Genomic DNA, 19,470 nt, shown 5'->3' with positions numbered 1-19,470 from the left:
CTTATTGCACCGCAAATTGGCGGCGAATTTTACGCATTAACAAGAATAGCCAAGGCCACAAAATACCGTTAATTACACTACTCCAGAATACTTCTGGGCGGAATGAGACATTAATCACTAAAAACTCAGACCAGAACACCACGACATCCATGGTGAGTGAAAGCAGCATCACGATGAGTGCCTGCTGCCACAGTGCCATATTGCGGAATAGTTGAAACTTAAAAGCGACCAGATAAGCAATAATACTGAGTGCCAGCGCTCGAACCCCAAGTGTTGAACCCAAAATAAGATCCATAATCAGCCCGAGAACAAAGCCGGTGCCAACATTCACACGGTGGGGTAATGCCATCACCCAATAAATTAATACCAATGCCAGCCATGACGGTCGGAACATATAAATCTGTTCCGGCCACGGCATAATTTGCAGCACCATGGCAATCAGGAAGGATAACCAGATAACCCAACGGCCATTGCTGCTGTAACGGTTCATGGCGATACTCCCGGCGCAGTCACTGCTGTTGGTGTGGCGGTTGTAGCGGCCGATGGTGCCGGTGGCCCCATAGCATCTGCGGCAGGCAGCACTTGTGACATCATCGGAGCCAGTCGTTCATTGGCTACGCGGCGAACTTCAGTTGGCGGCAATGGCATCTCGCCATTACGGTCGGCCCCCCACAATAACAACAAGTAGCGTAGGCGCTGTAAATCAGCGGTTGGTCGAGCCTGAATCACGGTATAAGCCCGCTGATTATCAACTTTGACAGAAGAGACCACCGCGACCGGATAACCTTCAGGGAAACGTCCACCTAACCCGGATGTCACTAATACATCACCAACGCGAATATCTGTATTACTGGGTAAGTGCTCTAGTAATAAATCATCGGTACAGCCACTCCCTGCGGCAATCACACGAATATCATTACGCAGCACCTGAATCGGTAGCGCATGGGAGGCATCACAAATTAATAATACACGGCTGGTTAGTTTACTCACCGCGACAACCTGGCCGACGACACCACGGTCACTGATAACCGGCTGGCCTTCGTATACCCCGTTGTTAGAACCTTTATCGATAACCACCTGATCACTGTAAGGATCTGTCCCGCTGGACATCACCTGCGTGACCATTTTTTGTTCATCCTGACGCAAAGGAGAACCCAGCAATTCACGTAAGCGGTTATTTTCCTGCTTAAATTGCCCGAGCAACTGAAGATCAGTATTTTTAAGCAACAACTCTTGGCGTAATGCACGGTTTTCCAACTCTAGCTGTTCACGGGTAGCCAGAGTTTCAGAAACGTTGTCGAGAACTTTGCGTGGCCCATTGGCCAGAAAATAGAAAGGGCTAACGGCAGTGTCCATATAGGTACGTATTTTGACAAACGTGCCCAATCGGCTATCAGCGATAACCAAAACAATGGCTGCAAGAACGGCAAAGAACAGTCGCAATTGCAGGGATGGACCCCGGCTAAAAATCGGCTTCATAAATTATGCGTATTCCTCGACGACAAAAGGAGGCGCTAAATCGGACGAATTTATCCTTCTTACGTTGAGTAAGCTGGATATCGATTCATCTGATCTAGTTCTCCTCCTTTTTGGCTGACTATTATTCTTCGCTGAACAAATCGCCGCCATGCATGTCGATCATTTCCAACGCTTTGCCACCGCCGCGAGCGACGCAGGTCAATGGATCTTCTGCCACCACTACCGGAATACCGGTCTCTTCCATCAGCAGGCGGTCCAGGTTACGCAGCAATGCACCACCACCGGTCAGCACCATACCGCGTTCAGAGATGTCAGAGGCCAATTCTGGCGGACACTGTTCCAGCGCAACCATTACCGCGCTAACGATACCCGTTAGCGGCTCTTGCAGCGCTTCAAGGATCTCATTGGAGTTCAGTGTAAAGCCACGAGGTACACCTTCAGCAAGGTTACGACCGCGCACTTCAATTTCCAGAACTTCATCACCCGGGTAAGCAGAACCGATGCTGTGCTTGATACGTTCGGCAGTCGCTTCACCAATCAATGAACCGTAGTTACGGCGCACATAATTAATGATCGCTTCATCAAAGCGGTCGCCACCGATACGGACAGAAGAAGAGTAAACTACGCCGTTCAGAGAGATAACGGCCACTTCTGTGGTACCGCCACCAATATCCACAACCATCGAACCGGTTGCTTCAGAAACCGGCAGCCCGGCACCAATAGCCGCAGCCATAGGCTCTTCAATCAAAAACACTTCACGAGCGCCAGCGCCCTGAGCGGATTCACGGATCGCACGGCGCTCAACCTGAGTAGCCCCGACCGGTACGCACACCAATACACGCGGACTTGGGCGCATAAAGCTGTTGCTGTGAACCTGCTTGATAAAGTGTTGCAGCATTTTCTCGGTAACAAAGAAATCGGCAATAACGCCGTCTTTCATTGGGCGAATAGCTGCGATATTGCCGGGGGTACGCCCAAGCATCTGTTTGGCATCATGGCCCACAGCCGCAACGCTCTTCGGTGAACCGGCACGATCCTGGCGAATAGCAACCACTGAAGGTTCATTCAGTACAATGCCTTGTCCTTTAACATAAATAAGGGTATTGGCGGTACCCAAGTCGATGGACAAGTCGTTGGAAAACATGCCACGAAATTTCTTAAACATAACGAAAGGATAATCCTGCAAGCTGGGGGCGGAAAATAAAATCCGCCTACTTTACCAACCACACGAAGCAGCGACAAGGCGCAAAAACGTCCTGATTCGGTGAAAAAGTAGCTGCGTTGTTGACATCTCGTTCCATCACGAACCCATATCGCTTGAAAAGGTTGAATAAACCCTCGGCACAACACAGATTCTGCGTAACGACCGGCGTAACACAGCACATAAAATCTAACATTTAACCTGATTCTCGTCGGAAGTAAGCGCCCACCAACGATTTACGGAAATGACTGGCACATTCTACGTTAATTTTTGCTCAACGATCAGGCTAAACATAGCCCTAATACGAATATTTTTTCTTTCCGGGGTTCAAAAGTGTTGGCGGAGCAAAAAAATTGCCCTGTCCACCATAAATCCCCTTATCCTTCAGCGTTTGCCATTCTTCACGGGTAAGCACTCCTGCGGCAAAAACTTTTGTATCCGTCCCCGCACAGGCACCGGTCAGACTTTCCACAAACAACTGATTTTCATAACGTAAATTAATGCTTCTTACTAACCCAGGATGAAGTTTAATCATTTCAACCCGCAGTGATTTGATGTAAGAGGTGCTAACAACCGTTAATCCGGCCTGCGACACCATCACCTTGCAGCCCACGCCAAGCAATAAACGCATCATCGGACGGATTTGGTCGATATGTTGACACACATCTGCCTCTGCAAGTTCAAAGATAATTCGCTTTCTATCAGACTTTCTGCATTGTAAGAGCGTATCACGCAGCCAACGCTGGAAAGAACGCTGCAATAATGAATCAACGCAGATAGAAAATGCCAGAGTTTCGTCCGGCCATAAAGCTAATAAAGGAATTATCCGATCAATTTTTTGACGGTCATAACGCTCAGCCAGACCGAGCAACTGCACTAATGGTGTAAATTCAGCAGCCAACAACTCTTGCTCACCATCATATATACGGCTGATTATTTCACGGTGATGAATTTTACCGTCAACAGTAATCACCGGCTTCTGATAAAGCCTTGGCCCGCCGTTAGCCAGCGTCTGCTCCAGTAAAGTGCGCCATTTGACACTACCACGCCCTTTTTCTGACACTTGAGTATCGAATACATACCAGCCATTCCCCCCATACATCGCCGCATTTTTAGTCGCTTGTCCAGCATTATCCATAATCTGTTCAACGGACTCACCACTGCGATACGCCACAATCCCCATATGCAGCAATGATTCGCGGTCAATAACATGGGGTTCAGGTAACGCCCCGACCGCATGAACCAATTGGGCAGCCATAACATCGGCATCTTTCAGCGTCTTATGGGGCAGCAAAATCGCGATATCACTCTGATGGTAACGCGCTAATAGTGCAGAGGGATGACGAGCAACAAAAGAAGAAAGCAAGTTAATCAACGAATGCATCAGTTCTTGTACCTGCTGATGGTCATCCGTATCATTTAAACTATCAAAATCAGGCAACTGCACCATGATTACTACCCCATGGGCGCCCTCTTCCTCCAATTGGGTAGTCAGTTGATTATCAAAAAACTGGCGATTACTGAGACCGGTTTTGGCATCTCGGGCGGCAAAAGCGCGAATCAGTGTATCAACACGGTTACGCTCCTCCCTCACCTCTATCAATTCGGCCAATAGCCGATCAATGGCACGACTGGCGCAAGGCGGCCATTCATGTCCGTCGCTACTGATAGCATATTCACGTTCGCCGTTAAGAATACGCCTCGCTCGGCGCTCCAGTTTTTCCTGGCCTGCGGTCTGATCACGCAACCAACGAAAACTTAGCAGTAGCATCATGGCAATCACCACAACCACCAGCGATAAAACAGCCGCAGCGTACAGAGAGCGGGCGTAGCTGCTCAAAGGGTCAATATAGGTGAAATGCATCGAAGCCCCGGGTTGATGCAGCATCGGTACCACCAGGTTGCGGTGCCTGCTTTCGCTATTCCAGGGTGTATAAATTGCAGGGAGCTTGAGATGATATAGCGTGTTGGCTTGATCCTGAATGCTAAGCTCCACCACACCAACTGTTCGCATCATAATAGGCAGCCACTCTCGCGCTTTATCCGCCGGTTGCAGCAGAAGCGACTGATCATAAGCTGTCACGATACTTTGGAGACGATGCTCCATTTTTTTCTGGCACAAATAGAAGAAACTTACCGTGCTACCCAGTAGCACTAAGCACATAGCCGAGACGACCAGTAGCGTCATAAACGCAGAAAGTTTGGTTGTAAATCGCATCCCTTAGCCTTGCGAAGCGCAATTAAGTGAAGAAAAGTCCTCATTTCCCTTGAGGAGCACACTATATGACAAAAATAGGCTATAAAACTGACTTTTTACTTCATAATGCGACAATAACACAATATTTTCGCCCCTTTCCCTGATGTTCGATTAATCCCTCTTCAAAGGATAGCCATGATAAAAATCAATGAATTGATTTTTGTTCTTGATCAGGCTCGAAGGTTGCTGTTACCGCTATATTAGCTCACTCTTAACCCATCCCTTTTTTGAATTATCCACACTATTTATAACCAACGTTATTGGCGTTGCAGAAAAATATATCGGGAGAGTGATACATGCGAGCACTTGTACTTGAGCAAATTGAAGGCCGTACTGTCGCCGAAGTGCGTGAAATATCGCCCTCGCAATTGCCAGCCGGTAATGTCACGGTTGATGTCAATTGGTCCAGTCTGAATTATAAAGACGCGCTAGCCATCACCGGTAAAGGGAAGATTATCCGCGAATTCCCTATGGTTCCAGGCATTGATTTTGCTGGCACTGTTCACAGCAGTGAAGACCCACGTTTTCATATCGGTCAGTCAGTGTTACTGACCGGCTGGGGGGTGGGCGAAAATCATTGGGGCGGTTTAGCCGAGCAAGCGCGTGTTAATGGCGACTGGCTGGTCCCCATGCCTGAAGGATTGGAACCCCGAAAAGCCATGATTATCGGTACCGCAGGGTTCACCGCCATGTTGTGCGTCATGGCTTTGGAAGACGGTGGTGTCATCCCTGAAAGTGGCGAAGTGGTGGTCACTGGGGCCAGTGGTGGCGTAGGTAGCACTGCAATTGCCTTACTGTCGGCGCTCGGTTACCAGATTGCGGCGATCTCGGGTCGTGACAGCAACAGTGACTACCTGAAAAGTCTCGGTGCGCATCGGGTGCTCTCCCGCAATGATTATCTTGATGCGTCGCGCCCACTGGAAAAACAGTTGTGGGCTGGTGCAATCGATACTGTCGGCGACAAATTGCTGGCCAAAGTGCTGGCACAGATGAATTACAACAGCACCGTTGCCGCCTGTGGCTTGGCGGGTGGCTATACTCTGCCCACCACCGTGATGCCATTTATTCTGCGCAACGTGCGCTTGCAGGGCGTGGATTCGGTGATGACACCTCAACCGCGCCGCCAGCAAGCCTGGCAGCGGCTGCTGAAAATCTTACCTGACAGCTTCTATCAGCAGGCATCACAGTCCATCACGCTGGCAGATGCGCCAACTATCGCCGCACGCCTGCTGGCGAATGAAGTCACTGGCCGGACGTTGGTTAAAGTTCGCTAATTATTGATTTTACAAAAGTCACCGGGTGGATATTGCTACCACCCGGCCCTATCACTCCGCTCTCAGAAATTTCATATTTTTCCCAGCAGCCTCGCACTTGTGTCCATAAGCCGCCATGATTAATACCATAATGGTCAGTATGACTCCCCTGCCCGATGGAGTAGGTCTATGCACAACTTGTTCTCTCATTCAAAAAATAGTCTCCGTGGTAGCAGTACCAAACCACGCAAGCTGACCGAAGCTGACGTCACGCCGGAAAGTATTTTCTATCAGCGCCGCAAGGTGTTGCAGGCGTTGGGGATCACGGCGGCGTCACTGGCCTTGCCCACCGCGGCACAGGCCGACTTGTTGGCATGGTTTAAAGGCAATGATCGCCCTAAAGCGCCCTCAGGTAAGCCACTGGAGTTTACCAAATCAACGGTGTACCACCCGGATCTGGCGATGACGCCGGAAGAGAAAGTGACTGGTTACAATAACTTCTACGAATTTGGTCTGGATAAAGCTGATCCCGCCGCCAATGCTGGCACGCTAAAAACTGAGGGTTGGCAGATACGTATCGACGGTGATGTGGCTAAACCAATGACACTGGATATCGATGACCTGATAAAACGCTTCCCGCTGGAAGAACGCATTTATCGTATGCGCTGCGTCGAGGCCTGGTCCATGGTGGTGCCATGGATTGGTTTTGAGTTAGGGAAACTGCTCAAGCTGGTTGAACCGACCAGTAATGCCCGCTATGTCGCATTTCAAACGCTGTATGCACCGGATCAGATGCCGGGACAGGAAGACCGTTTTATTGGTGGCGGGCTAAAATATCCGTATGTCGAAGGCTTACGACTGGATGAAGCTATGCATCCACTCGCCTTTATGACTCTGGGGGTGTATGGCAAAGCCCTGCCACCGCAAAATGGTGCCCCGCTGCGGCTTATCACACCGTGGAAATATGGTTTTAAAGGGATAAAATCTATCGTTCATATTCGCCTGACCCATGATCAGCCGCCCACCACTTGGAACCTCAGTGCGCCTAACGAATATGGTTTTTATGCCAATGTGAATCCCCATGTCGATCATCCGCGTTGGTCGCAAGCTACTGAGCGTTTTATCGGCGCCGGCGGTATCCTTGATGTGCAGCGCCAACCTACTCTGCTGTTCAACGGTTATGCGGACCAAGTTGCATCCCTCTACCGTGGCTTGGATCTGCGGGAGAATTTCTGATGCGCCTGAGTCTACGGCAGATTAAAGGGTTAAAAGTGGCTATCTGGCTGGCAGCAGCGCTGCCTTTGCTGTGGCTTATTTTATCGGTTAATCAGGGTTGGCTCAGTGCCGACCCCGCCAAAGATATTCAGCATTTTACCGGCCGCATGACACTGAAACTATTGCTAGCTACTTTAGTGGTCACGCCGCTGGCGCGTTATGGTAAACAGCCCCTGTTGATCCGCTGCCGCCGGTTATTAGGCTTATGGTGTTTTGCCTGGGGAACCCTGCATTTAGTCAGCTACTCTTTGCTGGAACTGGGCCTGAGTAATATTGGCCTGCTGGGGCGCGAGCTGGTCACCCGCCCCTATCTGACATTGGGAATTATCAGTTGGTTATTGTTACTGTCACTGGCAGTCACCTCCACCTTGTGGGCGCAACGAAAAATGGGACCCAACTGGCAAAAACTGCATAATTTGGTGTATGTTGTCGCCATCCTTGCGCCAATTCATTATCTTTGGTCGGTGAAAACGCTTTCGCCACTGCCGATTATCTACGCCGTGGCGGCGGTTATATTGCTGGCACTACGCTATAAAAAATTTCGGCAATGGTGCCGTTAGTGGCCGGAACTTATCATGATTCTCCCCGTCATAAATAATGCTGAACGCACAGTTCGCACTCTTTTCTATTGAATATCTTCGCTGATAAGACCAGTATTTAGCTGCTAATTGCTACGATATCATTATAATGCCCGACCTTAGTGCCGATCGCAGTGTCAAATTCGTCGTAAAAAGGTGACAAATCGGTGACATCAGGTTATTTTTTACGATGATGGACTAATTGCCGGAGATACCAGCACAATGTCGGATAAGTTGCACATTTTGCTTCTGAATGGCCCTAACCTGAATCTGCTTGGAACGCGTGAACCGGAAAAGTACGGTTACACTACATTGGCTGAGATTGTCAGTCAGTTAGAGGCTCAAGCTCAGGGATTGGATGTGGCGCTGTCTCATTTGCAGTCAAATGCAGAACACGCGCTGATCGATAGAATTCATCAGGCACGGGGTAATACCGATTTTATCCTGATCAACCCAGCAGCGTTTACGCATACCAGCGTGGCACTGCGTGATGCATTGTTAGGTGTACAGATCCCGTTTATCGAGATCCATTTATCTAACGTGCATGCCCGGGAGCCTTTCCGTCATCATTCATATCTCTCTGATATTGCAGTTGGCGTAATCTGTGGACTTGGCGCAGATGGCTACAACTTTGCTTTACAGGCAGCGGTAAATCGCTTGTCAAAATCCAACTAATGCAACACACAAAGAGTACGGAATCACACTCATGGATATTCGTAAGATTAAGAAACTGATCGAACTGGTTGAAGAGTCCGGCATTTCAGAGCTGGAAATCTCAGAAGGCGAAGAGTCAGTACGTATCAGTCGTGCTCCCGCCGCACCAAACTACCCAATGATGCAACAGCCATATGCTTTTGCTGCACCACAGCAACAGCCCGCACTGGCTGCCGCCGTTGCACCAGCACCTGCTGAAGCGGCTGCACCAGCAGCAATCAGTGGCCATATCGTGCGCTCCCCAATGGTCGGTACTTTCTACCGCACCCCGAGCCCGGATGCTAAAGCCTTCATTGAAGTAGGTCAGAAAGTTTCTGCTGGTGACACTCTTTGCATCGTTGAAGCGATGAAAATGATGAACCAAATCGAAGCAGATAAATCCGGTACTGTAAAAGCCATTCTGGTTGAAAACGGTCAGCCGGTTGAATTCGACGAGCCTCTTGTCGTCATCGAGTAACGAGGCGTTCCATGCTTGATAAAATCGTAATCGCTAACCGTGGTGAGATTGCGCTGCGTATCCTGCGAGCTTGTAAAGAGCTGGGGATCAAAACTGTGGCAGTTCACTCTACTGCGGATCGTGATCTTAAACATGTGTTATTGGCTGACGAGACTGTTTGTATTGGTCCCGCGCCTTCTGTTAAAAGCTATCTGAACATCCCGGCAATCATTTCTGCGGCTGAGATCACCGGCGCGGTGGCTATTCACCCCGGCTATGGCTTCCTGTCTGAAAATGCTGATTTTGCCGAACAGGTAGAACGTTCAGGTTTCATCTTTATCGGCCCACGTGCCGAAACTATTCGCCTGATGGGTGATAAAGTTTCAGCAATAAGCGCGATGAAGAAAGCTGGTGTACCTTGCGTACCTGGCTCTGACGGCCCATTGACTGACGACACTACCAAGAATAAAGCCTTTGCCAAACGTATCGGTTACCCGGTCATTATCAAGGCATCAGGTGGTGGTGGTGGTCGTGGCATGCGTGTGGTTCGTCATGATAAAGATCTCGAGCAGTCCATCAACATGACCCGTGCGGAAGCCAAAGCGGCTTTCAATAACGACATGGTTTATATGGAAAAATACCTTGAGAACCCACGCCATATCGAAGTTCAGATTTTGGCTGACGGTCAGGGTAATGCTATCTATCTGGCTGAGCGTGACTGTTCTATGCAGCGCCGCCACCAGAAAGTGGTTGAAGAGGCACCAGCACCGGGCATCACCAGCGAATTGCGCCGTTATATCGGTGAGCGCTGCGCGAAAGCCTGTGTAGAGATCGGCTATCGTGGTGCGGGGACTTTCGAGTTCCTGTATGAAAACGGCGAGTTCTATTTCATTGAAATGAACACCCGTATTCAGGTTGAACATCCGGTTACCGAAATGATCACCGGTGTGGATTTGATCAAAGAACAACTGCGTATCGCTGCGGGCCAACCTCTCTCCATCAAACAAGATGAAGTGAAGGTACACGGCCACGCCGTGGAATGCCGTATCAACGCCGAAGACCCGAATACCTTCCTGCCAAGTCCGGGTAAAATTACCCGTTTCCATGCGCCGGGCGGTTTTGGTGTGCGTTGGGAGTCTCATATTTACGCCGGTTATACTGTGCCACCATATTATGACTCCATGATCGGCAAGCTGATCACTTACGGTGAAAACCGTGACGTGGCGATTGCTCGCATGAAAAATGCGCTGGCGGAACTCATTATCGACGGTATCAAAACCAACGTTGAGTTACAGCTGCGCATCATGAACGACGAAAACTTCCAGCACGGTGGCACCAATATCCACTATCTGGAGAAGAAACTCGGGTTACAAGAAACCTGATATTTCGCCCTCCATGCTGTTAGTCTTTTATATCAAGGCCGGTTAATCACCGGTCTTTTTTCTTTTGAGACTTTATTTCGACTTATCTATCTGAAGTTATTGGTGTTGTAGTCAAGCGGCAATCTAATGAAATCCGATAAGTAAATTCGGGTGGGTGAGAGCGGCTAACAATGCTGTCGCGCCAAGTACAAAGATATTATTACCCACAGTAATGGGCGTGGCAGCCAGGCAGCAAACGAACACATCCCGATGAGCTGACTCACGTCAGTGATTCGGGTGGGTGAGAGCGGCTAACAACGCTGTCGCGCCAAGTACAAAGATATTATTACCCACAGTAATTGGTGTGACAGCCAGGCAGCAAACGAACACATCCCGATGAGCTGACTCACGTCAGTGATTCGGGTGGGTGAGAGCGGCTAACAACGCTGTCGCGCCAAGTACAAAGGGTATGGGGAGAACAATGGAAACAAGATTCATACAAGCCCACAAAGAAGCGCGCTGGGCCTTTGGTTTAACATTGGCTTATCTGGCTGGCTGGATATTGACTGCGTATTTACCCGGTAATATCCCCGGCATGACTGGCCTCCCGGCTTGGTTTGAAGCCGCCTGTATTGCGCTGCCACTGGTGTTTATTGTGTTGTGCGCTCTGATGGTGCGTTTCGTCTTCCGCGATATTCCGTTGGAGGATGAGAATGCAAACTGATGTTGTCCTGCCATTAGTGGGCTATCTGGCAATGGTATTTGGCTTATCAATTTATGCCTATACCCGCCAAAAAACCGGAAGTTTTCTAAACGAATACTTTATCGGCAATCGCTCGATGGGAGGATTCGTACTGGCAATGACCCTGACCGCCACTTATATCAGTGCCAGTTCATTTATTGGCGGGCCGGGTGCTGCCTATAAGTATGGCCTTGGCTGGGTGTTATTGGCGATGATCCAGTTACCTGCGGTCTGGCTGTCGCTGGGTGTTCTGGGCAAGAAGTTTGCCATTCTGGCGCGCCGCTATAACGCTGTAACCCTCAACGATATGCTGTATGCCCGCTATCAGAGCCGATTGCTGGTGTGGCTGGCCAGTATCAGTTTGTTGGTGGCGTTTGTCGGTGCCATGACCGTGCAATTTATTGGTGGTGCACGTTTACTGGAAACTGCGGCAGGCATTCCTTACGATACCGGCTTATTAATATTTGGTATCAGTATCGCGTTATATACCTCTTTTGGTGGTTTCCGCGCCAGTGTATTGAACGATGCCTTGCAAGGGCTGGTGATGTTGATCGGCACTATTTTGCTATTGGTTGCAGTGATCCATGCCGCAGGCGGGTTGCATAAAGCCGTCGATACACTACAACATATTGATCCAGCGCTAGTTTCACCGCAAGGTGGTGACAAGATCCTTGATTTGCCGTTTATGGTCTCGTTCTGGATCCTGGTGTGCTTTGGCGTGATTGGCCTGCCACATACTGCCGTGCGCTGTATTTCGTATCGTGATAGCAAAGCGGTACATCGTGGCATTATCATCGGCACCATTGTGGTCGCCATCCTGATGTTCGGCATGCATTTGGCTGGCGCATTGGGCCGGGCTATCCTGCCGGACCTGAAGATCCCCGATCAGGTGATCCCGACACTGATGATCACCGTGTTGCCGCCCTTTGCTGCCGGGATCTTTCTGGCGGCACCCATGGCGGCGATTATGTCGACCATCAATGCCCAGTTGCTGCAATCTTCTGCAACCATCGTGAAAGATTTATATCTCAATCTGTGGCCAGAAGAGTTGAAGAATGAACGCAAGTTGGCGCGTATTTCCAGCTTATCGACGCTTATTCTGGGACTGTTACTGTTACTTGCTGCCTGGCGGCCGCCAGAAATGATTATCTGGCTGAATCTGTTGGCCTTTGGTGGTCTGGAAGCGGTATTCCTCTGGCCATTGGTGCTGGGGCTGTACTGGGAGCGCGCCAATGCTCACGGAGCCCTTAGCTCTATGATTGTCGGTGCGGTATGCTATACGGTATTGGCCAGTTTCAATATTAAGATAGCCGGCCTACACCCGATAGTGCCGTCACTGGTGCTTAATCTGCTGGCGTTTTATATCGGTAATCAGTTTGGCGACAGGGCTAGAGCGCGGCAGCCCGTGGTAGTTAGCGCTGATTAGAAACGATTAATTTATATCAGCTCAATTATATACCCAATAGATTTCAAGATGCAGGAAGGCGGCAAGCGAGGGCATCCCGATGAGCTTACACAGTCAAGTGATTCGGGTGGCGTGAGCACAGCCAACACCCCTGCGACTTGAAAGATGAAGGGGATTGAGCTTTTGAGAGAAAAGTCATGCCTTGGATTCAACTAAAATTAAACACCACCGGCAATCAGGCCGAATCCCTTGGGGACGCATTGATTGAAAGTGGCGCGGTGTCAGTTACGTTTCAGGATACCCACGATAATCCGGTGTTTGAGCCGCTACCAGGCGAAACTCGACTGTGGGGCGATACTGATGTGATTGGCCTGTATGATGCTGAAACGGAGATGGCCGCAGTGATCGCCATGCTGGAATACAACCCGCAACTCGGTAAAGGCTTTATCCATAAGATTGAGCAGTTGGAAGATAAGGATTGGGAACGTGAATGGATGGATAATTTCCATCCGATGCGTTTCGGTGAGCGCCTGTGGATCTGCCCGAGCTGGCGTGATGTGCCGGACCCAACCGCGGTCAACGTGATGCTGGACCCCGGTTTGGCATTTGGTACCGGTACCCATCCAACCACCGCATTGTGTCTGCAATGGCTCGATGGCCTCAGCCTGGACGGTAAAACTGTTATCGACTTCGGTTGTGGCTCTGGCATCCTGGCAATTGCAGCGCTAAAACTCGGTGCAACGCGCGCTATTGGCATCGATATCGATCCGCAGGCCATTCAGGCCAGTCGTGATAACGCACAGCGTAACGGCGTTTCAGAGCGTCTGGAGCTGTATCTCGCCAAAGACCAGCCAGCAGACTTATCTGCTGATGTGGTGGTCGCCAATATTCTGGCAGGCCCCTTGCGCGAACTGGCGCCACTGATTAGTGTACTACCGGTAACCGGCGGTCATTTGGGTCTGTCTGGGGTACTGGCGACCCAGGCTGTGGGCGTCGCACAGGCTTACGAGGATAAGTTCACCCTCGACCCAGTGGCAGAGAAAGAAGAGTGGTGCCGTATTACCGGTATCAAGCAGTAAACGCGCAAAAACCGACTCCCCTGCCAGGGCTGTTAAACCTTAGCAGGGGCCATCACATCCCTTGCTGAGTTAGCATTTCTGGCAATCCACCACACTCTCTTTTTAATCAAAATGGGAGGTCTGACTCATTTCCATCTGTGCTTTATCATTGATTTGATGAATAAATCAGCACTTTCGACCAGACAGATGTAGCATAACTAGTCGATAATTGTGATGTTTAGGAGAAAATCCTGAAGCGCACAAATTAATCAATTTTAGTTAACACCATGTTATATATGAATAAATAATTAATTAGCACAGCTTGGCGGGTATTTTATCGCTCTTTTTTCATCAATTGGTCAAAGTTTGGCCTTTCATCTGGGCGCAAAAATGCGTAATATACGCGCCCTTACGGACACAGTGTGGTCATTCTTTGTCTATGCGTATTGGACACTTCCAGCTTACAAATTGCCTGATTGCCGCCCCGATGGCTGGTATAACAGACCGCCCCTTCAGAGCGCTATGTCATGGCATGGGGGCTGGGATGACGGTATCTGAAATGCTCTCCTCGAATCCCGAGGTCTGGCGGACGGATAAGTCACGTTTGCGTATGGTTCATAGCGATGAGCCTGGGATTCGTACCGTGCAAATTGCCGGTAACGACCCGGATGAGATGGCAGCAGCAGCCAGAATCAATGTGGCTAATGGTGCACAAATCATCGATATCAATATGGGATGTCCGGCCAAGAAAGTGAATCGCAAGCTGGCAGGTTCTGCATTATTGCAACATCCTGATTTGGTTAAACAAATCCTCTCCGCGGTGGTTAATGCGGTAGATGCGCCAGTAACGCTGAAGATCAGGACGGGTTGGTCGACCGAACACCGTAATTGTATAGAAATTGCCCAACTGGCCGAAAATTGTGGTATACAAGCCCTGACGATTCATGGCCGAACCCGTTCTTGCCTGTTTAATGGTGAGGCGGAATACGACAGCATTCGGGCAGTTAAGCAGATTGTTTCCATTCCCGTTATCGCGAATGGCGACATCACTGACCCGCATAAAGCCAGAGCGGTGCTCGACTACACTGGGGCTGATGCTCTGATGATAGGACGTGCCGCTCAGGGAAGACCTTGGATCTTCCGGGAAATCCAGCATTATCTGGACACTGGGGAGCTGCTGCCACCGATGCCACTTGGCGAAGTGCAGCGCTTGTTAAACGGGCATATACGGGAATTGCACGACTTTTATGGTCCAGGCAAGGGATTTCGTATTGCACGTAAGCACGTCTCTTGGTATCTCCAGGAGCACGCCCCTAACGACCAGTTTCGGCGCACATTCAACGCCATTGAGGATGCCAGCGAACAGCTGGAGGCGTTGGAGGCATATTTCGAAAATCTTGCGTAAACAGAAAAAAGAGCTGACAGAACTATGTTCGAACAACGCGTAAATTCTGACGTACTGACCGTTGCAACCGTAAATTCACAAGATCAGGTGACTCAAAAGCCTTTGCGTGACTCGGTTAAACAAGCACTGAAGAACTATTTTGCTCAACTGAATGGTCAGGATGTGAGTGACCTGTATGAGTTGGTACTGGCTGAAGTTGAACAGCCATTGTTGGACATGGTGATGCAATACACCCGTGGCAACCAAACCCGCGCTGCCCTGATGATGGGCATCAACCGTGGCACGCTACGTAAGAAATTGAAAAAATACGGCATGAACTGATACTAGTCAGTTAAGTTGTTGTTTAAAAAGGCGTACTCCACACGGAGCGCGCCTTTTTTATTACGCAATCTCTACCCGATTGCGCCCTTGCTGTTTCGCTCGATATAGGGCTTCATCCGCCAGTTTGAGCGAATCTTCCAGCATACCCTCGCCATTCCAGTACGCCACGCCTAGCGAAATCGTAATAGGATGAATGTCCGATATCACCATCCTTTCTACATTTTGACGCAGCCGGTTGGCGACCTGTGTGGCCACATCCAACGTAGTACCCGGCAGCAACATCAGGAACTCCTCCCCTCCGCTACGACACAAGATATCCGTGTCACGGGAGCTATCGCGGATTTGGACTGCCAATTGCTTAATAACCTCATCACCAACGTCGTGGCCGTAAGCGTCATTAATCGACTTAAAGTGGTCAATATCCAGTGCAATAACCGAAAAATGCTGCCCAAGCTGTGAGATAGGCTCGAGGGTGATGGCCAATCCACGCCGGTTAAACAGGCCAGTCATGGGATCAGTTTGTGCCTCAAACTTCAATTTACCGATTTTCTTTTGCAACAAACTGATGCCAATCAATAGCGCCCGTTTGAGTTGGGTCGATTCGAAATACCAGGAAGGAATTTCCTTGATGCTGCTGGCAATATCGGGCTTATCCATATGGTTGGCACTGCCGGCGAGCAACCACAGCGGGCGGGCAATTAACCGGGATAACAGCCAAACACCCAGCAAAGTGAGTAGCGCCAATGGCGTGATATGACCAAGCCCTTTTAGCATTAAACCTTCCAGTGGCTTCAACGTTGACGCTTCGGGCCGCAAGGTAATGATTTCCCAACCGGAGGGTTCGACAATGGCATAGCCCGCTAGCATTGATTCGCCGCTAGTACTGGTAACCATCAAGCTGCCGTTAGTGGAGGTTTTTATCGCTTCCGTGATGGGTTTAGGTTCAAGTATTTCCCCGATACGGCTGGTATCTTGGTGATAAAGGATGCGCCGATCGCTGTCGAGCACCACGATATAGGAGCCATCACGATAATAATGCTCACCCAATAGCTCATTTAAAATACTTTGCTTGCGCAGGTAAATAGTACCGCCGATATAACCGCGATAACGTCCATCCGGCGTAAAGATGGGGGTCGAGATATTGATAACCAGATTATTTGCTGCCGATACATAAGGCTTACTAATTACCGGGCGACGTAGTTTTAACGCCTCCACTGACCCTGGTGATGTCAATACGTGACCTAATAACTGGAGATTGTCCGGGGATGTTGCGCGGATAACACCATGCGCATCCGTTATTACCACCGAGTTAAAACTATCGGTTTGGTATTTTAGCCGTGCGGTTTCCGCTTGCAGCGCCTCATGATCATCAAAATTCTTGGCGACAATCATACTGCTGTAATGCAGTTGCTTTTGCGCGCTTCTCAGGAAAATATCCGTACTGGATGCCAGTTTAGTCGCATAGACACGATTGGCTTCGAGTGTGTTATCAATCAGTAGCTGCCGCTGTACCCGATAACTGGCATAGAAACTGTTCGCTAGCGTCACAAAAGCGCTCATTACAGCTAGAATAAGGATTAGTCGACCTAAGTCGAGGCGGAAAATTTTGGCGGCAAGAATAGAGCGTAGCAAGACAGCCTTCCTGAGTCGATAAATGACTATGTTTAGCATGACGGTAACATGAAAATAAGGCGAGAATCCGCCTATATGTACACTGCTATCATATTTATCTCCTCAGATTAAGAGTTCTCACGCTATAGTCATTGTTAACAATTATCTATACTCAAAGTAATTGCCGTTACAGTAAGGTAACAAGCGAATCTCGTTGAGCTGACCAAGGTTCAGAGTGAAAACAGCTAACACTGCTGCAACGTCAAGTAGGAAGGGTATTGCTGACGAAGTCTGATTTGTACCGATAATAGGGGTTTGATTATGAATAAGCTGGTCATTGCCGTAGCACTTACAGCGACAGTATTAAGTGGATGTGCCAACAACAGAACTGCGTCTGGTGATACTTTCACCGCCTCTCAGGCACGACAAGTACAGACCGTAACCTACGGCACCGTTATCTCTGCACGGCCAGTCACCATTCAGGGCGGCAGTGAAAATAATGTGGCCGGTGCCATTGGCGGTGCTGTAGTCGGGGGCTTCTTGGGTAACACTATAGGTGGTGGCCGTGGTAATAGCCTGGCAACGGCAGGTGGTGCGGTAGCCGGTGGTATGGCAGGTCAAGGCGTGCAAAGCGCCATGAACCGTAGTGAAGGTGTACAACTGGAAATTCGCCGAGATGATGGCAGCAGTATCGTCGTCGTACAGGCACAAGGGCCAACGCGTTTCAGTGCAGGTCAACGCGTCATGATTGCCAGTGACCGTAGCGGCACAGTAACAGTTTCTCCCCGCTAAATTAACCAGCCGGGGGGATCCCCCTCCGGCTATGAGCGCATTAACACAAAATATTACCCCACAATTTAGCAACAACTTTTATCGGTGTAATAGGCTGTTTAGTAACATAAAAGGCATTACGTCGCACCCCATTCCAGATGAAAAAACCATTGATACTGATTATGATAGTCAAATATTGTGTTGCCACGAGGAATGTGTTGTGGTTAAATAGCCTCATCGGTTTGGAACACAGACCTTATGAAAGCAGTTTTAGTAAAGCAGTCCTCAGTTCAAGCGTTATCCATAGATATCCCTTCTCCGTGAGTCTCCTCCTAAGTGCCCAAATAAGTAATCCGCTGAAAAACAGACCACGTTCGCCGCACTATTGTGGCAAAAAATAATTGAAGGAAGTATCCCTATGTCTAATAAAATGACTGGTTTAGTAAAATGGTTTGACGCTGGTAAAGGTTTTGGTTTCATCACCCCTGCTGATGGTAGCAAAGATGTGTTCGTACACTTCTCTGCCATCCAGAGCAATGATTTCAAAACGTTAGATGAAGGTCAAAAAGTTGAGTTCTCTATTGAGAACGGCGCTAAAGGCCCATCAGCGGTAAACGTAGTCGCTCTGTAATACAGCGTGATTAGGGGAGCAGGTTGCCGATAGCGATGACGGCCAGACCCGAGCAGTGTAACCCGCTCTCCAAATAAAGTAATAAGCAGTACCCGGTTGACAGTAACATTTATGCAAGCAGTTTTAGTAAAGCAGTTCTCCGTATTAGCGTTATCAGACAGATACCTCTTCTTCGCGAAATTCCTTCTAAGTGCCCCATAAGTTGTACCCAAGCCTATCCGTTCGCCTATGGCGGCAATCAAAAATAATTGAAGGAAGTATCTCTATGTCTAATAAAATGACTGGTTTAGTAAAATGGTTTAACGCTGATAAAGGTTTTGGTTTTATCTCTCCTGCTGATGGTAGCAAAGATGTGTTCGTTCACTTCTCTGCCATCCAGAGTAATGATTTTAAAACCTTAGATGAAGGCCAAAACGTGGAGTTCTCTATTGAGAACGGCGCTAAAGGCCCAGCAGCGGTAAATGTTATTGCGCTGTAACAGCCAATAATAGATACCAAAACTATTGGAATAACGTACGATAGATGAAGGTGATAGCTCTGAGCAGTTACGTTATTCTGAATAAAAAGAACCCGCCTTGGTGCGGGTTTTTTTGTTGCCAAAAATAGAGCTACACTCAGAATAATATTCAATTGTCAGTAGGCAAAAAGTAATAAATCCAATAAGCAACGTTTATGTATTAATCTTTACCAATAGATTTAATCTGTCCGACGTTCCTCTACTCAGATTTACCCTGGCTTTACCTTCTCGTCTATTAATGCAAAATCACGTTGTTTTAACAGATAAAATCCCGCATAGAATAATTAATAAAGTAGAGTAACCGCTAAATTTCGTCTGAATTGTTCTCGCCAGGATAATATATATCTCCCGCTACGCATCCCCACCACTAACAATATAAGAATGACTTTGATCAAAATGACTACGTTATTTTGTCTATACAGTTATTTCATATAACCATCACCTTAATCATCTCA

Annotated in this window: 19 protein-coding genes; 14 read left to right on the top strand and 5 right to left on the bottom strand. The window is 48.9% G+C overall.

Annotated elements, in window-relative coordinates; genetic code table 11:
* Nucleotide 1: 1 nt before the first annotated feature.
* From mreD to A6J66_019175, 4 genes are all read right to left on the bottom strand, one after another.
* Nucleotides 2-490, bottom strand: a complete 489-nt coding sequence (gene mreD / locus A6J66_019190) for a rod shape-determining protein MreD (protein PNM26096.1) — start codon at nt 488-490, stop codon at nt 2-4.
* Complete coding sequence (locus A6J66_019185) at nt 487-1,479, bottom strand: rod shape-determining protein MreC (protein PNM26095.1); 993 nt, start codon at nt 1,477-1,479, stop codon at nt 487-489. The genes mreD and A6J66_019185 overlap by 4 nt, the downstream gene beginning before the upstream one ends.
* A 121-nt stretch (nt 1,480-1,600) precedes the next feature.
* Entirely contained in the window at nt 1,601-2,644 is a 1,044-nt protein-coding gene (locus tag A6J66_019180; protein ID PNM26094.1) for a rod shape-determining protein, read from the bottom strand.
* A gap of 334 nt (nt 2,645-2,978) precedes the next feature.
* Entirely contained in the window at nt 2,979-4,898 is a 1,920-nt protein-coding gene (locus A6J66_019175) for an RNase E specificity factor CsrD (protein ID PNM26093.1), read from the bottom strand.
* 335 nt (nt 4,899-5,233) lie between these two features.
* On the opposite strand from A6J66_019175, the gene A6J66_019170 reads away from it, so the two are divergent.
* The 11 genes from A6J66_019170 (at nt 5,234) to A6J66_019120 (ending at nt 15,485) form a co-directional block, all read left to right on the top strand.
* Nucleotides 5,234-6,211, top strand: a complete 978-nt coding sequence (locus A6J66_019170; GenBank protein PNM26092.1) for an oxidoreductase — start codon at nt 5,234-5,236, stop codon at nt 6,209-6,211.
* 168 nt (nt 6,212-6,379) lie between these two features.
* Complete coding sequence (locus tag A6J66_019165; protein ID PNM26091.1) at nt 6,380-7,426, top strand: protein-methionine-sulfoxide reductase catalytic subunit MsrP; 1,047 nt, start codon at nt 6,380-6,382, stop codon at nt 7,424-7,426.
* The gene (locus A6J66_019160; protein PNM26090.1) at nt 7,426-8,025 is read left to right on the top strand and encodes a protein-methionine-sulfoxide reductase heme-binding subunit MsrQ; all 600 of its coding nucleotides are present in this window, start codon (nt 7,426-7,428) and stop codon (nt 8,023-8,025) included. Before A6J66_019165 ends, A6J66_019160 begins: the two co-directional genes overlap by 1 nt.
* Nucleotides 8,026-8,265: 240 nt before the next feature.
* Nucleotides 8,266-8,718: a type II 3-dehydroquinate dehydratase gene (gene aroQ / locus A6J66_019155; GenBank protein ID PNM26089.1), complete on the top strand. Its 453-nt coding sequence runs from the start codon at nt 8,266-8,268 to the stop codon at nt 8,716-8,718.
* 31 nt (nt 8,719-8,749) lie between these two features.
* Nucleotides 8,750-9,214, top strand: a complete 465-nt coding sequence (locus A6J66_019150; protein ID PNM26088.1) for an acetyl-CoA carboxylase biotin carboxyl carrier protein — start codon at nt 8,750-8,752, stop codon at nt 9,212-9,214.
* An 11-nt stretch (nt 9,215-9,225) separates the two neighbouring features.
* Nucleotides 9,226-10,575 carry an acetyl-CoA carboxylase biotin carboxylase subunit gene (accC, locus tag A6J66_019145; GenBank protein PNM26087.1) on the top strand — a complete coding sequence of 450 codons (1,350 nt, stop codon included), beginning with the start codon at nt 9,226-9,228 and terminating at the stop codon, nt 10,573-10,575.
* Between the two features lie 460 nt (nt 10,576-11,035).
* Entirely contained in the window at nt 11,036-11,278 is a 243-nt protein-coding gene (locus A6J66_019140; protein ID PNM26086.1) for a hypothetical protein, read from the top strand.
* Nucleotides 11,268-12,722, top strand: a complete 1,455-nt coding sequence (locus A6J66_019135) for a sodium/panthothenate symporter (GenBank protein PNM26085.1) — start codon at nt 11,268-11,270, stop codon at nt 12,720-12,722. The genes A6J66_019140 and A6J66_019135 overlap by 11 nt, the downstream gene beginning before the upstream one ends.
* A 176-nt stretch (nt 12,723-12,898) precedes the next feature.
* Nucleotides 12,899-13,780 (top strand): 50S ribosomal protein L11 methyltransferase, encoded by an 882-nt coding sequence (locus A6J66_019130; GenBank protein PNM26084.1) that lies wholly within the window; start codon nt 12,899-12,901, stop codon nt 13,778-13,780.
* A 418-nt stretch (nt 13,781-14,198) separates the two neighbouring features.
* Nucleotides 14,199-15,164: a tRNA dihydrouridine synthase DusB gene (locus A6J66_019125; protein ID PNM26083.1), complete on the top strand. Its 966-nt coding sequence runs from the start codon at nt 14,199-14,201 to the stop codon at nt 15,162-15,164.
* A 24-nt stretch (nt 15,165-15,188) separates the two neighbouring features.
* The gene (locus A6J66_019120; protein ID PNM26082.1) at nt 15,189-15,485 is read left to right on the top strand and encodes a Fis family transcriptional regulator; all 297 of its coding nucleotides are present in this window, start codon (nt 15,189-15,191) and stop codon (nt 15,483-15,485) included.
* Nucleotides 15,486-15,545: 60 nt separating this feature from the next.
* Here A6J66_019120 and A6J66_019115 read toward each other — a convergent pair whose 3' ends face one another.
* Nucleotides 15,546-17,105, bottom strand: coding sequence for a GGDEF domain-containing protein (locus tag A6J66_019115; protein ID PNM27079.1), 1,560 nt, complete (start codon nt 17,103-17,105; stop codon nt 15,546-15,548).
* Between the two features lie 312 nt (nt 17,106-17,417).
* On the opposite strand from A6J66_019115, the gene A6J66_019110 reads away from it, so the two are divergent.
* The 3 genes from A6J66_019110 to A6J66_019100 all read left to right on the top strand — a co-directional run bounded on the left by A6J66_019110 (nt 17,418) and on the right by A6J66_019100 (nt 18,976).
* Nucleotides 17,418-17,888, top strand: a complete 471-nt coding sequence (locus tag A6J66_019110) for a glycine zipper 2TM domain-containing protein (GenBank protein PNM26081.1) — start codon at nt 17,418-17,420, stop codon at nt 17,886-17,888.
* Nucleotides 17,889-18,285: 397 nt separating this feature from the next.
* On the top strand, nt 18,286-18,498 hold the full coding sequence (locus tag A6J66_019105) for an RNA chaperone/antiterminator CspA (GenBank protein PNM26080.1): 213 nt from the start codon (nt 18,286-18,288) through the stop codon (nt 18,496-18,498).
* 265 nt (nt 18,499-18,763) lie between these two features.
* On the top strand, nt 18,764-18,976 hold the full coding sequence (locus tag A6J66_019100; protein ID PNM26079.1) for an RNA chaperone/antiterminator CspA: 213 nt from the start codon (nt 18,764-18,766) through the stop codon (nt 18,974-18,976).
* The last annotated feature ends 494 nt before the right edge of the window (nt 18,977-19,470 follow it).

Source organism: Yersinia enterocolitica (assembly GCA_002082245.2).
GTDB classification, from domain to species: domain Bacteria; phylum Pseudomonadota; class Gammaproteobacteria; order Enterobacterales; family Enterobacteriaceae; genus Yersinia; species Yersinia enterocolitica_E.
The sequence above is the reverse complement of the archived record's forward strand: the minus strand, read 5'-3'. Positions and strand labels throughout refer to the sequence as shown.